The following is an 11,981-nucleotide window of genomic DNA, read 5'->3' as shown; positions in this document are numbered from 1 at the left end:
GGGCGGTCAGCCGACGGCGGGCAGGTCCAGCAGCCCTGCTGCGAAGAGTTCCGACGGGTGGGCGAAGTCCGCCGCGAAGCGACGGCACGCGTCGAACCGCTCGAGCAGCACCCGGGCGACGAACGGCGAATCCCCCAGCACACCCCCGAGCACGTCGGCCTCGGCGGCCCCCCGGGCGATCCGGTCGGGCAGGAACCCGGGAGCCAGTACATAGGGAGCGACGGCCACCCGCCGCACCCCGGGCACGCCCCGCAGGAGGTGGACGGCCCGCCCGGTCGGGGGCAGCGCCGCGGAGGCGAACGCAGGCCGCACGGCGCACCAACCGGTACGCCGCCACTCCCGCGCGATGTCAGCGATCACTGCGATCGCCTCCGGGTCCGTGGAGCCCGCCGAGGCGAGGACCACCCCGGTCGTGGCCTTGTCGGCGGGGTCGAGCCCCGCCTCGTACAGCCGCTGTTCGAGCGCGGCGAGCAGCAGCGGCGAGGGGCCGAGCACCCCCGCCTGCCGCACCCGCATCCCGGCCGGGGCCGCGCGGAGCACGGCGGGGATGTCGGCCTTCGCGTGGAAGGCGCGGGTCAGCAGGAGCGGCTGGGCGACGACGTCCCGCACGCCGGCGGCGGCCAGGGACGCGAGGACGTCCGGCACGGCGGGCGCGTCGAAGTCGAGGAAGCCGACCTCCACCCGCAGCCCCGGGCGCAGCGCCCGCACGCGGCGCACCAGCGCGCGCACCGTCGCGGCGTGCCGCGGGTCGCGGCTGCCGTGGGCGATGACCAGGAGTGCGGGGGAGGCGGCGGTGCGCATCGTGATCACTTCACCAACAGGCCGCGGCTGCGCAGGACCCACCGCTCCAGCGGGCTGAAGATCAGCAGGTCGATGGCGACGCCGACGACCAGGATCAGCAGGATGGCGAGGAAGACCTGCGACATGCTGCTGTTGGTGCGGCCCGCCTCCAGGAGCTGGCCGAGCCCCATCCCGAGGTCCGGCGACTGCGCGATGATCTCGGCGGCCATCAGCGACCGCCAGGAGAACGCCCAGCCCTGCTTCAGGCCCGCCAGATACCCGGGCAGCGCCGCGGGCATGACGATGTGCCAGGTCCCGCGGAGCCCGGTGGCGCCGAGCGTGCGGCCCGCCCGCAGGAACAGCGGCGGCACCTGGTCCACGCCCGCGACCAGGCCGTTGGCGATCGACGGCACGGCGCCGAGCAGGATCACCGCGTACATCATCTTGTCGTTGAGGCCGAGCCAGATCACCGCCGGGGGCACCCACGCCACGGACGGCAGCGACTGGAGCCCCGACAGGACGGGCCCGATGGCCGCCCGGACGAAGCGGACGCGCGCCACGAGCAGGCCGAGCGGCGTGCCGATGGCCAGGGCCATGAGGAAGCCGAGCATGCCGCGCGAGACGGACGTCCAGATGTAGTCGATGAGGGTGCCCTGCCGCCAGGCGAGTTCGACCTCCTGCCACACCGCGTCCGGCGAGGGCAGCTTGTAGCTGTCGGTCACCTCCGCCCAGACGAGGATCTGCCAGACCACCAGGACCAGCAGGACCGCCGTGACCGGCGGCAGGACCTTCTGCACCAGCGTCTCGCGCAGCGGGGCGCGCCGCGTCTGGACGGTGTCCAGGGCGTCGAGGCCCGCCTCCAGGCCCGCCAGGTCGTGGGTGTCGTGCCCGTCGCCCTGGGGTGGCGCGGGGGTCGTCGTGTCAGTGCTGCCCATGGCGGCGGATCTCCCCACGCAGTTCTTCGGTGATCTCGACGGACAGCTCGGCCACGGCCGTGTCCTCGATGCGGCGCGGCTGCTCGATGCCGACGGTCCACTCGCGCGCCACCCGGCCGGGCCGCGAGGACAGCAGGACCACGCGCTGGGCGAGCCGTACCGCCTCGCGGACGTTGTGCGTGACGAACAGGACCGAGACGCCGGTCTCGCGCCAGATCCGGGTCAGCTCGTCGTGCAGCACGTCCCGGGTGATGGCGTCGAGCGCCGCGAACGGCTCGTCCATGAGGAGCAGCTTGCTGTCCTGGGCGAGCGCGCGGGCCAGCGCGACCCGCTGGCGCATGCCGCCGGACAGCTCGTGCACGCGCTTGCCGTACGCGCCCTCCAGGCGGACGAGCGCCAGCAACTCCTCGGCCCTGGGACGGCGTTCGGCCTTGGCCAGGCCGCTCAGCTTCAGGGCGAGCTCGATGTTCTTGCCCGCGGTCAGCCACGGGAACAGGGCGTGCTCCTGGAACATCAGGGCCGGGCGTCCGTCGGTGCTGATGCTGCCCGCGCTCGGCCGGTCGAGCCCGGCCACGAGGTTGAGCAGCGTCGACTTCCCGCAGCCCGAGGCCCCCAGGAGGGTGACGAACTCCCCCTGGCCGACGTCCAGCGTGATGTCGTCCAGGACGAGCTGCCGCCCCGCCGGTGTGGCGAAGGACTTCGAGACGTGCTCGATGCGCGCGGCGACCCCGCCCGCGTCCGTGGTGTGCGCGGCCCGTGCGGCGCCCCGCGGTGCCTTGGCCAGCGTCGTGCCCATGGTCGTCACCTCCTGAGAACCTGAACTGTGGGCGATGGCGGGTTACTTGACGCCGAGGCCGGCGTCGTCGACCGCGGGCTCGCCCGCCGCCTTCAGGACCTTGTTGAGCGGGCCCAGGTCGTAGATGCCCTTGAGGTCGGGGCGCTCCAGGAGGCCCGCCTTCACGGCGTGCTCGGCCTCGGTGTCGAGCGTCGCCGCCAGCGGGTCGTTGGTGAACTGGATGGACTTCCAGGCCGGGTCGAGGACCTCCGCGGGCAGGGCCTTGCCGGAGTGCTGCTTCAGGACGGCGTTGGCGGCGGCCTTGGCCTTGGCCGGGTTGTCCTCGATGAACTGGTTCGCCTTCACCGCGCCCCGCAGCACGGCCTCGACGACCTTCGGGTGGTCCTTGAGGAACTGCTGGCGCACGATGACGTTCGTGATCACGAACTTCTTGCCGGGCCACAGGTCGGCCTCGTCGAGGAGCACCTTCGCGCCCTCGGCCACCAGCTTGGACGCGGTCGGCTCCGGCACCCAGGCGCCGTCGATCGAGCCGGACTTGTAGGCGTCCGGGGTGATCTTGTTGTCGGTGCGGACCACGGAGACGTCGCCCTTGCCGCTCTGGGCGTCGACCTTCCAGCCCTTCTCCTTGATCCAGTTGAGGAAGGCCACGTCCTGGGTGTTGCCGAGCTGCGGGGTGGCGATCTTCTTGCCCTTGACGTCGTCCAGGGACTTGATCTTCTTGGGGTTCACCACGAGCTTCACGCCGCCGGACGCCGAACCGCCGATGATGCGCAGGTTCTCGCCGTCGGACTTGGTGTAGCCGTTGATGGCGGGCGACGGGCCGATCCAGCCGATGTCGATGGACTTGGAGTTGAGCGCCTCGATCTCCGAGGGACCCGCGTTGAACTGCGCGTACGACGCCTTGGTGGCGCCCAGCTCCTTCTGGAACAGGCCCTCGTGGTCGCCGACGAGCGCCGTGCCGTGGGTGAGGTTCGGGAAGTAGCCGATCTTCACCTCGTCCAGACCCTCGATCTTCTTCGCGTCGGCGGCGATCTTCGCCTTGCCGCCGTCGTCCTTGTCGGAGTCCGAGCCGTATCCGCAGGCCGAGAGCGTGAGCGCGAGCAGGGGGAGGGCGGCGACGGCGGCCAGACGGCCGGCGCGGCGCGCACGGGGAGCAAGGGGACCGAAGGTGCGGATGGCTGGCACGGGAGGGGTTCCTCTCGTTGGCCCGGCGGGAGCACGGTTCAGGGTGCGGCCGGGTGGATGTCGGCGGATCTTCGTCTGCGTGCGAAGGGACGGCGGGGGGTGAGGGCGCGCGAGCGGTGCGCGTACGTCATCGCACACATCGCGTGACGCCGCCGGACCCCGCGCCGAGGGCGCCGCTGCCCACGCGGCCGCCCTCCTTCGCGAAGGTCGAGAAGACATCGGGAGAGGACACGGTCAGAAGTCCCACCCTTCTTCGTCGTCCGCGGCCGACGCGGGCGCCTCGGCCTTGGCGAAGGCCTCGCCCGCCATCCCGGCGGCGAGCGTCGTGCCGTCCGCCGGGTCGATCAGGAGGAAGGAGCCGGTGCGGCGCGAGTCGGCGTACGCGTCGAGCGCGAGCGGCTCGGCGGTGCGCACCAGGACGCGGCCGATGTCGTTGGCGGCGAGGAGCCCCGGGTTCGGGTGCTGCGACAGGTCGTCCAGGGTGAGCCGCGACGGGATCTGCTTCACGATCGCCTTGACCGTGCGGGTGGTGTGCTTGAGCAGCACCCGCTGGCCCACGCGCAGGGGCGCGTCGGCGACGTGGCAGACGGTGGCGGCGATGTCCTGGGTGGCCGTCGGCGTATCACTGCTCGGGACGATCATGTCACCACGTGAGACGTCGAGGTCGTCCTCCAGGAGCACGGTCACGGACTGCGGCGTCCACGCCACGTCCACCGCCCTGCCCAGGAGGTCGATGCCCGCGACCTTCGTGGTGCGCCCCGACGGCAGCACCGTCACCTCGTCGCCGACGCGGAAGGTGCCCGCGGCGATCTGCCCCGCGTAGCCGCGGTAGTCGGGGTGCTCGGCGGTCTGCGGCCGGATCACGTACTGCACCGGCAGGCGCGCGTGGCAGCCCGTCAGGTCGTGGCTGACCGGCACGGTCTCCAGGTGCTCCAGGACGGTCGGGCCGCCGTACCAGTCCATGTTCGAGGACGGCTCCACCACGTTGTCCCCGGCGAGCGCCGAGATCGGGATCGCGGTGACCTCCGGGACGCCCAGCTCCGTGGCGTACGCGGTGAACTCCTCGGCGATCTTCGCGAAGACCGGCTCCGCGTACGCGACGAGGTCCATCTTGTTCACCGCGAGCACCACGTGCGGCACGCGCAGGAGGGCGGCCACCGCGGCGTGGCGGCGGGTCTGCTCGATCACGCCGTTGCGCGCGTCGACCAGGACCACGGCGAGGTCGGCGGTGGAGGCGCCGGTGACCATGTTCCGGGTGTACTGCACGTGGCCCGGCGTGTCGGCCAGGATGAACCGGCGGCGCGGGGTCGCGAAGTAGCGGTACGCCACGTCGATGGTGATGCCCTGCTCGCGCTCGGCCCGCAGGCCGTCGGTGAGCAGCGCCAGGTCGGGCCCCTCGGCGCCGCGGCTGCGCGAGGCGTGCTCGACGGCCTCCAGCTGGTCGGCGAGGACCGACTTGGAGTCGTGCAGGAGGCGGCCGACCAGGGTGGACTTGCCGTCGTCGACGGAGCCCGCGGTGGCGAAGCGCAGCAGGGTGGTGGCGAAGGGCCCGGCGAGCTGGCCCGCGGTGGTGCTGGTCATGGTTAGAAGTACCCTTCGCGCTTGCGGTCTTCCATCGCGGCCTCGGAGAGCTTGTCGTCGGCCCGGGTCGCGCCGCGCTCGGTGAGCCGGGACGCCGCGATCTCCGCGATGACGGCCTCCAGCGTGCTCGCGTCGGAGTCGACCGCCCCGGTGCAGGACATGTCGCCGACGGTGCGGTAGCGGACCCGGCGGGTCTCGACGTCCTCGCCGTCCTTGGGGCCGCCCCAGTCCCCGGCGGTCAGCCACATGCCGCCGCGCAGGAAGACCGGGCGCTCGTGGGCGAAGTAGATCTCGGGCAGCTCGATCCCCTCGCGGGCGATGTACTGCCACACGTCCAGCTCGGTCCAGTTGGACAGCGGGAAGACGCGCACGTGCTCGCCCGGGGCGTGCCGGCCGTTGTAGAGCTGCCACAGCTCGGGCCGCTGGCGGCGCGGGTCCCACTGCGAGAACTCGTCCCGCAGCGAGAACACCCGCTCCTTGGCGCGGGCCTTCTCCTCGTCGCGGCGGCCGCCGCCGAAGACCGCGTCGAAGCGCTCGGCGGCGATCTTCTCCGTGAGCGGCAGCGTCTGGAGCGGGTTGCGGGTGCCGTCGGGGCGCTCCTTGAGCACGCCGCGGTCGATGTAGTCCTGCACGGACGCCACGTGAAGGCGCAGCCGGTGCGCGGCGACCACGCGGTCGCGGTACTCGATGACCTCGGGGAAGTTGTGCCCGGTGTCGACGTGGAGCAGCGAGAAGGGCACCGCGGCCGGGGCGAAGGCCTTCAGCGCCAGGCGCAGCATGACGATGGAGTCCTTGCCGCCGGAGAACAGGATCACCGGCCGCTCGAACTCGCCCGCCACCTCACGGAAGATGTGGACGGCCTCGGACTCCAGGGCGTCCAGGTGGCTGAGCGCGTAGGGCCCCTCGGCCTCCTGGGCGGCCGGGGTCCGCTCGGGCTGCGACGCGTCCTCGGTCGCGGCGGCGGCGGTCGTCATGCGGTGACCCTCTCGTTGGCTTCTGCGCCCGCGCGGCGCACGGGTGCGGGCATCGTCGGCAGCGGCCGGGCGGCCGTCGTCGGCGCGCTCATACGACACCCCTCTCCGTCAGCAGCGCCAGGACGGCCGCGGCGGACTCCCGCACCGTCTGGTCCTGGGACGCCAGGCGCAGGTCGGGCGACTCGGGCTCCTCGTACGGGTCGTCGACGCCGGTGAGTCCGGACAGCTCGCCCGCGGCCTGCTTGGCGTACAGGCCCTTCACGTCGCGTACGGAGCACACCTCCACCGGCGTGGCGACGTGCACCTCCAAGTAGGCGGTGCCGCCCGCCTGGTGGCGCTTGCGCACCGCCTCGCGGCTGTCCGCGAACGGGGCGATCACGGGGACGAGCGCGAGCACGCCGTTGCGGGCGAGGAGCTCGGCGACGAAGCCGATGCGCTGCACGTTGGTGTCGCGGTCCGCGCGGTCGAAGCCGAGGCCCGCCGAGAGGAACGCGCGGATCTCGTCGCCGTCGAGCACCTCGACCGCGCGGCCCCGCTCGCGCAGGGTGCGCGCCAGTTCGTACGCGATGGTGGTCTTGCCCGCGCTCGGCAGGCCGGTGAGCCAGACGGTGGCTCCGGTCACGTCGGTCTCCTGGACGGGTCGGGGGGCGGTCATCCGTGCAGCCCGCATTCGGTCTTGGTCCGCCCGGCCCAGCGGCCCGCGCGCGCGTCCTCGCCGTCGAGGAGGCGCCGGGTGCACGGGGCGCAGCCCACGGAGCCGTAGCCGTCCATGAGCAGCGGGTTGGTGAGCACGCCGTGCTCGGTGACGTAGGCGTCCACGTCGGCTTGTGTCCAGCGGGCGATGGGGGAGACCTTCACCTTGCGGCGCCGGTCGTCCCAGCCGACGACGGGCGTGTGCGCGCGGGTCGGCGACTCGTCGCGGCGCAGCCCCGTGGCCCACGCCAGATAGGGCGCGAGGCCGTCCTCCAGGGGCTTGACCTTGCGCAGCGCGCAGCACAGGTCGGGGTCGCGGTCGTGCAGCCGCGGGCCGTACTCGGCGTCCTGCTCGGCCACGGTCTGGACCGGCGTCAGGGTGAGGACGTTGACGTCCATCACGGCCTCGACGGCGTCGCGGGTGCCGATGGTCTCCGGGAAGTGGTAGCCGGTGTCGAGGAACACCACGTCCACGCCGGGGCGCGCGCGGGAGGCGAGGTGGGCGACCACCGCGTCCTCCATCGACGAGGTCACGCAGAGGCGGGCGCCGAAGGTGTCGGCCGCCCAGGTGAGGATCTCCAGCGCGGAGGCGTCCTCCAGGTCGCGCCCGGCCTGCTCGGCGAGCGCCCGCAACGCGTCGGCGGGGGTGTCGCCCCGCACCTGCTGAATGGTCGTCATATCGCTGCCTCTCCGCCGTCGTTCCGCCGAAGTCCACGGGTGAGCAACCCGAGGAACTTCAGTTGGAAGGCACGGTTGCACGCCGCGCATTCCCATGCGCCATGGCCCTGTTCACTCGGACGCAGGTCCTCGTCGCCGCAGTAGGGGCAGTAGAAGGGGGCGGCCCGCTCGCTCATGGTGTGGTCCTCGTCTCGCTCGCGGCGCTCACGACAGGGCGTCCTCGTCGGCCCGCGCGGCCCAGGCGGCGAACCGCTCGCCGTCCGCGCGCTCCGCCTGGAAGCGCTTGAGCACGCGCTCGATGTAGTCCGGCAGGGCGGCGGAGGTCACCTTCAGGCCGCGCACCTTGCGGCCGAACCCGGCCTCCAGGCCGAGCGCGCCGCCCAGGTGCACCTGGAAGCCCTCGACCTGGTCGCCGTTCTCGTCCAGGACGAGCTGGCCCTTGAGGCCGATGTCGGCGACCTGGATGCGGGCGCAGGCGTTCGGGCAGCCGTTGATGTTGATGGTGATCGGCTCGTCGAAGTCCGGGACGCGGCGCTCCAGTTCGTCGATGAGCGAGGCGCCGCGCGCCTTCGTCTCGACGATGGCGAGCTTGCAGAACTCGATGCCCGTGCAGGCCATGGTGCCGCGCCGGAAGGGGGAGGGCCGTACCGTGAGGTCGAGCGACTCCAGGCCCGCCACCAGGGACGCGACCTGGTCCTCGGCCACGTCGAGGACGATCATCTTCTGCTCGGCGGTGGTGCGGAGGCGGCCCGAGCCGTGCCCGGCGGCGAGGTCGGCGATCTTCGTCAGGGTGGTGCCGTCGACGCGGCCGACGCGCGGGGCGAAGCCCACGTAGTAGTTGCCGTCCCGCTGCCGGTGCACGCCCACGTGGTCGCGCCAGCGCTGCAGGGGCTGCTCGGGCGCGGGCCCGTCGACGAGCTTGCGCAGCAGGTACTCGTCCTCCAGGACCCGGCGGAACTTCTCGACGCCCCAGTCGGCGAGGAGGAACTTGAGCCGGGCGCGGGTGCGCAGCCTGCGGTAGCCGTAGTCACGGAAGATCGAGATGACGCCCTCGAAGACGTCCGCCACCTCGTCGAGGGGCACCCAGGCGCCAAGGCGCTGGCCGATCTTGGGGTTGGTGGACAGGCCGCCGCCGACCCACAGGTCGAAGCCGGGCCCGCGCTCGGGGTGGCGCACGCCCACGAACGCGATGTCGTTGATCTCGTGCGCCACGTCGAGCAGCGGCGAGCCGGAGATCGCCGACTTGAACTTGCGCGGCAGGTTCGAGAAGGCCGGGTTGCCCACGATGCGGCGGTGGATCTCGTCGATCGCGGGCGTGCCGTCGATGATCTCGTCCTCGGCGATCCCCGCGACGGGCGAGCCCAGGATGACGCGCGGGGTGTCGCCGCAGGCCTCCGTCGTGGACAGGCCCACGCCCTCCAGACGACGCCAGATCTCCGGCATGTCCTCGATGCGGATCCAGTGGTACTGGATGTTCTGCCGGTCGGTGATGTCGGCGGTGCCGCGCGCGAACTCCTGCGAGATCTCGCCGATCACGCGCAGCTGCTCGGTGGTGAGCCGCCCGCCGTCGATCCGGACCCGCAGCATGAAGTGCTCGTCGTCCAGCTCCTCGGGCTCCAGGATCGCGGTCTTGCCGCCGTCGATCCCGGGCTTGCGCTGGGTGTAGAGGCCCCACCAGCGCATCCGGCCGCGCAGGTCGTTGGGGTCGATGGAGTCGAAGCCGCGCTTGGAGTAGATCGTCTCAATGCGTGTCCGCACATTGAGACCGTCGTCGTCCTTCTTGAACTGCTCGTTGCCGTTCAGCGGCGTGAAGTGACCGGCGGCCCACTGGCCCTCGCCGCGGTGGCGGCCCGCCTTGCGACGGGGTGCGGCAGGCGTGGATCGGTCCGGGGCGGTGGCCATGGGTACGTCCTTCACAGCAGACTGAGAGCGGCTCTGACCTGCGCACTCGCGCGAAGGCGCGGTGGTGCGCGGGGAGGGGGTCAGTACAGGGAAAGCGGCGGTGCTGGGTCTCTCAGCTCGCCGGACACATGGCGCTGGACACGCGGACGAGGTCGACGTGACGTCGACTCACCAAGGCGATTCCAGCTCGAGACATGGCGAAAGCGTGGCACGCGCCTTTCCGGACCGTCCACCACTGTCTGCATTCTGGACGAAGTTGTCTCGTATAGTGGACGGCGAGGGGCTGAAATGCAGCCGCAAGCGGCACCATCCAGCCCGTCCGGCGTTTTTTGAGGACGAGGCGCGGAGCGCCGAAAAGGCGGGGCAAGCCAGGCGCGGCTACGCGTACGCCCCCGGCCACGGCCCCGGCGTGGGCTGCTCCGGCTGCTCCGCCGTCTCCGTGCGGAAGAGCTTGAACCCGCGCCGCGTGTAGTTGTCCATGGCGTGCTCACCGTCGAGGCTGCACGTGTGCAGCCACACCCGCTTCGTGGGCACCCGCTCCGGCCACCGCTCGGCCAGGTCCCAGGCCCGCGCCGTGCCGTACGCCAGGAGGTGGCCGCCGATGCGCCGCCCCCGGAAGGCCGGGAGGAGGCCGAAGTAGACGATCTCCACCACCCCGTCGTCCTGCGGGTCGAGCTCGACGTACCCCGCCGGTGTGCCCTTCTCGTACGCCACCCACGTCTCCACGCCCGGCCGCGTCAGATGCTCTTGCCACTGCTCGTAGCTGAGCGAGAGGCGGTCGATCCACTGGATGTCGCCGCCGACGGCGCAGTACAGGAACCGGCTGAACTCGGGCGAGGGCACCTCGGCCCGCACGATCCGTACGTCGCCCTCCGGTGCGGCGGCGGGCAGCAGATCGGTGGGAGCGGTCTGCTCCAGGGACCAGGTGGTGACAGTGATGCTCATGGCGGCCAGGGAATCACGGGGCCGCCCGGGACCGCCACGAGGGGCCGGGGCACGCCGAATGACTCGTGTCACCCCGGCGGGGGTGCGGCTGCGGGCGCGCCCGGCGCCGTCAGGGCTCCGCGCCCGCCCGGGCCCGGATCACCGCCGGGGCCGTGGAGTGCGGAAGCAGCCGCGTCACGTCGTCGGGGAGTACGAGATCGACGTCCGCCTCCTCGTGGAAGCGGTAGGGGCGGTGCGCGACGAGGCCGCCCAGATAGCGCCGGACGCGGGACAGCTCGGCGCGCACGGTCACCGTGCGGCCGGGGTCGCCGAACAGGTCGGCGGCCAGGCCCGCCGCGCTGCGCCCCGCCCGCTGCGTGGCGAGCAGATAGAGCAACTCGGCGTGGCGCGGCGACAGTTCGTGGGTCCAGCAGCCCGCGCTGCTGGTGACGGTGACCGTCCAGCGGTGCGCCCCGCTGACGTCCACCACCACCCGGGTGGTGGCCGAGGTGGCGGCCGCGGCGGCCTCGTCGTCCTCCACGCGCAGCAGCCAGCCGCCGGGCAGCGGCGCCACCGCGCAGCGGCCGAGCGAGGGCAGCCACGCCCGGCCGTCCGTGAGGGACTTGGGCAGGGTGACCCGGTCCACCGGCGGCATCCCGGTGACCGCCGCGGTCCAGCCGTGCGCGTCCACCGCCACCGCGCGCCCGTCGAGGCGGGCGAGGAGCGGCGCCGCCACCGAGCGCAGCCGGTCCAGGGCGGTCAGATGCCCCTCGCGCAGCCGGGCCTCGGCGAGCTTGGCGACCGAGCAGACCAGGGCGAGCGTCGCCGGGTGCATGGTGTCCAGCGGGCCGCTGATGTCGACGACGCCGAGCAGCCGCCCGTCGCGCGGGTCGGTGATGGGCGCGCCCGTGCACGTCCACGGGTGGTGCGAGCGCACGAAGTGCTCGGCGGCGAAGACCTGGACGGGGCGCCGGGTGACGATCGAGGTGCCCACGCCGTTGGTGCCGACCACGGTCTCGCGCCAGTCGGCGCCGACGTCGAAGCCGTGCCCGTCGGCCATCCTGAGCACGGACCTGTTGCCCTCGCGCCACAGCAGCCGCCCGTCGGCGTCCGCGATCACCATGATGTGCTGCGCCACGTCCGCGACGGACAGCAGCCCCTCGCGCAGCACCGGCAGGACGGTTCTGAGGGGCGAGGCCTGCCGCCGCCGCTCCACCTCGTCCGTGCTGAGGACGCCCGAGCGGAAGTCCCGCTCGGGGTCGACGCCGGTCGCCAGCATCCGGTCCCAGGACGCGCCGATGACGGGCCGGGGCCCGAACCTGGCGCGCTGCCCCGTGATCCGGGCGTCCCGCATCTCCAGGATCGCCCGCGTGGCCTGGGCGGTGTTCGCGGCGGCGAGCCGCTCCAGGTCGAAGGTGGCGTGCGCGTTCATCACCGGTTTCCTCCCGCTCTTTGAGCAGGCCCACACAGAGGGGACACGTACTCATCGTGCCCGTAGGGGCAGGCCTAAGGACATGCCTCGGCCGTGTTGTC

The 11,981-nt window shown here is 72.6% G+C and carries 13 protein-coding genes; all 13 read right to left on the bottom strand.

Annotation, left to right across the window (positions count from 1 at the left end):
• Positions 1-6: 6 nt before the first annotated feature.
• The 13 genes from ACIG3E_RS20945 to ACIG3E_RS20885 all read right to left on the bottom strand — a co-directional run bounded on the left by ACIG3E_RS20945 (position 7) and on the right by ACIG3E_RS20885 (position 11,880).
• Positions 7-801 carry a sirohydrochlorin chelatase gene (locus tag ACIG3E_RS20945; RefSeq protein ID WP_399618407.1) on the bottom strand — a complete coding sequence of 265 codons (795 nt, stop codon included), beginning with the start codon at positions 799-801 and terminating at the stop codon, positions 7-9.
• A 5-nt stretch (positions 802-806) separates the two neighbouring features.
• Positions 807-1,715, bottom strand: a complete 909-nt coding sequence (locus ACIG3E_RS20940) for an ABC transporter permease (RefSeq protein WP_399618404.1) — start codon at positions 1,713-1,715, stop codon at positions 807-809.
• Positions 1,702-2,511 carry an ABC transporter ATP-binding protein gene (locus ACIG3E_RS20935; RefSeq protein ID WP_399618401.1) on the bottom strand — a complete coding sequence of 270 codons (810 nt, stop codon included), beginning with the start codon at positions 2,509-2,511 and terminating at the stop codon, positions 1,702-1,704. The genes ACIG3E_RS20940 and ACIG3E_RS20935 overlap by 14 nt, the downstream gene beginning before the upstream one ends.
• A gap of 42 nt (positions 2,512-2,553) precedes the next feature.
• Positions 2,554-3,696 carry an aliphatic sulfonate ABC transporter substrate-binding protein gene (locus tag ACIG3E_RS20930; RefSeq protein WP_399618399.1) on the bottom strand — a complete coding sequence of 381 codons (1,143 nt, stop codon included), beginning with the start codon at positions 3,694-3,696 and terminating at the stop codon, positions 2,554-2,556.
• A gap of 234 nt (positions 3,697-3,930) precedes the next feature.
• Entirely contained in the window at positions 3,931-5,277 is a 1,347-nt protein-coding gene (locus ACIG3E_RS20925) for a sulfate adenylyltransferase subunit 1 (protein WP_399618396.1), read from the bottom strand.
• A 2-nt stretch (positions 5,278-5,279) separates the two neighbouring features.
• Positions 5,280-6,251: a sulfate adenylyltransferase subunit CysD gene (cysD, locus tag ACIG3E_RS20920; RefSeq protein WP_399618393.1), complete on the bottom strand. Its 972-nt coding sequence runs from the start codon at positions 6,249-6,251 to the stop codon at positions 5,280-5,282.
• Between the two features lie 88 nt (positions 6,252-6,339).
• Positions 6,340-6,906 carry an adenylyl-sulfate kinase gene (cysC, locus tag ACIG3E_RS20915; protein ID WP_399618390.1) on the bottom strand — a complete coding sequence of 189 codons (567 nt, stop codon included), beginning with the start codon at positions 6,904-6,906 and terminating at the stop codon, positions 6,340-6,342.
• On the bottom strand, positions 6,903-7,622 hold the full coding sequence (locus tag ACIG3E_RS20910; RefSeq protein ID WP_399618387.1) for a phosphoadenylyl-sulfate reductase: 720 nt from the start codon (positions 7,620-7,622) through the stop codon (positions 6,903-6,905). The genes cysC and ACIG3E_RS20910 overlap by 4 nt, the downstream gene beginning before the upstream one ends.
• The gene (locus ACIG3E_RS20905; protein WP_242725305.1) at positions 7,619-7,798 is read right to left on the bottom strand and encodes a hypothetical protein; all 180 of its coding nucleotides are present in this window, start codon (positions 7,796-7,798) and stop codon (positions 7,619-7,621) included. Before ACIG3E_RS20905 ends, ACIG3E_RS20910 begins: the two co-directional genes overlap by 4 nt.
• 28 nt (positions 7,799-7,826) lie before the next feature.
• Positions 7,827-9,524, bottom strand: coding sequence for a nitrite/sulfite reductase (locus tag ACIG3E_RS20900; RefSeq protein ID WP_399618383.1), 1,698 nt, complete (start codon positions 9,522-9,524; stop codon positions 7,827-7,829).
• A gap of 112 nt (positions 9,525-9,636) precedes the next feature.
• A complete protein-coding gene (locus ACIG3E_RS20895) occupies positions 9,637-9,720 on the bottom strand; it encodes a putative leader peptide (RefSeq protein ID WP_318783855.1) in 84 nt (27 codons plus the stop codon).
• Positions 9,721-9,902: 182 nt separating this feature from the next.
• Complete coding sequence (locus tag ACIG3E_RS20890; RefSeq protein ID WP_399618380.1) at positions 9,903-10,469, bottom strand: GNAT family N-acetyltransferase; 567 nt, start codon at positions 10,467-10,469, stop codon at positions 9,903-9,905.
• 109 nt (positions 10,470-10,578) lie between these two features.
• A complete protein-coding gene (locus ACIG3E_RS20885) occupies positions 10,579-11,880 on the bottom strand; it encodes a GAF domain-containing protein (protein WP_399618377.1) in 1,302 nt (433 codons plus the stop codon).
• Positions 11,881-11,981: the final 101 nt, after the last annotated feature.

Origin of the sequence: Streptomyces sp. NPDC053474, from assembly GCF_044544845.1 — a bacterium.
GTDB lineage: Bacteria > Actinomycetota > Actinomycetes > Streptomycetales > Streptomycetaceae > Streptomyces.
The sequence above is the reverse complement of the archived record's forward strand: the minus strand, read 5'-3'. Positions and strand labels throughout refer to the sequence as shown.

Coding starts and splice junctions, on each gene's coding strand:
- ACIG3E_RS20910 (WP_399618387.1), bottom strand. CDS start 7,622: ATGACGACCATTCAGCAGGTGCGGGGCGACACCCCCGCCGACGCGTTG.
- ACIG3E_RS20905 (WP_242725305.1), bottom strand. CDS start 7,798: ATGAGCGAGCGGGCCGCCCCCTTCTACTGCCCCTACTGCGGCGACGAG.
- ACIG3E_RS20900 (WP_399618383.1), bottom strand. CDS start 9,524: ATGGCCACCGCCCCGGACCGATCCACGCCTGCCGCACCCCGTCGCAAG.
- cysC (WP_399618390.1), bottom strand. CDS start 6,906: ATGACCGCCCCCCGACCCGTCCAGGAGACCGACGTGACCGGAGCCACC.
- ACIG3E_RS20895 (WP_318783855.1), bottom strand. CDS start 9,720: ATGTCTCGAGCTGGAATCGCCTTGGTGAGTCGACGTCACGTCGACCTC.
- ACIG3E_RS20885 (WP_399618377.1), bottom strand. CDS start 11,880: ATGAACGCGCACGCCACCTTCGACCTGGAGCGGCTCGCCGCCGCGAAC.
- cysD (WP_399618393.1), bottom strand. CDS start 6,251: ATGACGACCGCCGCCGCCGCGACCGAGGACGCGTCGCAGCCCGAGCGG.
- ACIG3E_RS20935 (WP_399618401.1), bottom strand. CDS start 2,511: ATGGGCACGACGCTGGCCAAGGCACCGCGGGGCGCCGCACGGGCCGCG.
- ACIG3E_RS20940 (WP_399618404.1), bottom strand. CDS start 1,715: ATGGGCAGCACTGACACGACGACCCCCGCGCCACCCCAGGGCGACGGG.
- ACIG3E_RS20925 (WP_399618396.1), bottom strand. CDS start 5,277: ATGACCAGCACCACCGCGGGCCAGCTCGCCGGGCCCTTCGCCACCACC.
- ACIG3E_RS20890 (WP_399618380.1), bottom strand. CDS start 10,469: ATGAGCATCACTGTCACCACCTGGTCCCTGGAGCAGACCGCTCCCACC.
- ACIG3E_RS20945 (WP_399618407.1), bottom strand. CDS start 801: ATGCGCACCGCCGCCTCCCCCGCACTCCTGGTCATCGCCCACGGCAGC.